Source organism: Photobacterium sp. SKA34, from assembly GCF_000153325.1.
Classification (GTDB): domain Bacteria; phylum Pseudomonadota; class Gammaproteobacteria; order Enterobacterales; family Vibrionaceae; genus Photobacterium.
Genome location: NZ_CH724141.1, coordinates 22,598 through 24,065, shown reverse-complemented (window position 1 = coordinate 24,065; position 1,468 = coordinate 22,598). Strand labels below are relative to the sequence as shown.

The 1,468-nt window shown below is 42.0% G+C and carries 1 protein-coding gene; it reads right to left on the bottom strand.

Going from position 1 to position 1,468, the window contains the following annotated elements; translation table 11 throughout:
* The coding region (locus SKA34_RS23410; protein WP_006643704.1) for an acetate--CoA ligase family protein at nt 1-1,239 on the bottom strand (1,239 nt) is incomplete at its 3' end.
* Nucleotides 1,240-1,468: the final 229 nt, after the last annotated feature.

The following is a 1,468-nucleotide window of genomic DNA, read 5'->3' as shown; positions in this document are numbered from 1 at the left end:
GCGAGGGTGCTGGTGTAGAGTTTCAACGAGTACATTAGCGGTCGCTGTATCAGGCGCGATAGCAGATGGGCTGTGCATGATCAATAAGGCATCAAAATCATCACTGTCTAATAAGATCTTAATCGCCTGTTGATACCGCGTTATATCAGCATCGCCAATAATATCAATGGGATTAGAGTGAGACCAACATGAAGGTAAAACAGCAGATAGTCGATTAATTGTTTCAGGGCTGAGTTGGGCTAGTCTACCACCGCGATCAGAAAGCGCATCAACAGCCATAATTGCTGGCCCACCGCCATTAGTTAAAATCGCTAAGCGCTCACCTCGTAAGGGTACAGAGTGGGAAAGTGTTTCAACCGCTGCAAAGAGTTCATGAGTATTGTTTACTCGTAACATACCTGAGCGCCTAATAGCTGCATCATAAACTGCATCTAAGCCAATATCACCACCGGTATGAATATGTGCAGCAGAGCTACCTGCTTGGGTACGGCCACTTTTTAACACCAATATTCGACGATTACGTGCTGCGGCTCGAGCGGCAGACATAAAGCGTCGTGCATCTTTTACCGAATCAATATAAAGCAAAATTGCTTCTGTTTTAGAATCTTGGCATAAGGTATCTAATAACTCCGCAAAGTTAATGTCACAGGCATCACCGAGTGACAAAAAGGTAGAGAACCCAATACTCTTATTTTTTGCCCAATCTAAAATAGTGGTACAAACAGCCGCAGATTGAGAGATAAAAGCAATATTACCCTTATTAGCACTAATGGGAGAAAATGATGCGTTCAAGTTTAGCCACGGTAAAATCAATCCCATACTATTAGGGCCGATTAATCGCATTCCGTATTCTTTGGCTTTAGCCAACATTTGATCTTCAAGGCTTGGTTGATGGTTTGGCGTAAAAGGGGCTGGGTTTAACTGTTGATTATTCATTCCTGCCGCAAGAATAATTGCAGCTTTAACGCCTTTTTTACCCAGTTGTTCAACGATATCAATATTTAACTCAGCTCGAGTACAGACAATAGCTAAATCAGGGACACGCGGTAGGCTAGCAATATCAGGATAAGCAAGAATACCTGCAACCGCGTCATATTTTGGCGTGACAGGCATGATAGGACCACGGAATTGATCGGATAATAGATTACGAATAACCACATTACCGGCACGCGAAGGATTATCTGATGCGCCAATAACGGTAATTGATTTTGGTTTGAGTAAGCGTCTCATCCCATCCATGATCGATATCCTTTATAGTTAATAGATAAGCTATTTATAGGATAAACCTGAATCAGATAAGATGGAAAACCTAGCCAAAGAGCTGTGATCTCGCCGCTAAAAAATTTAAAACTGAATATAATTTTGTAGGTTGATAAGGTATTAAGTGTGTCGAGCCTAGTTTTGCCTATACCATGAAAACCATGCTAAGCGAGAGCGATATAATGATCCGTTTTGGTGGGAGATCAGT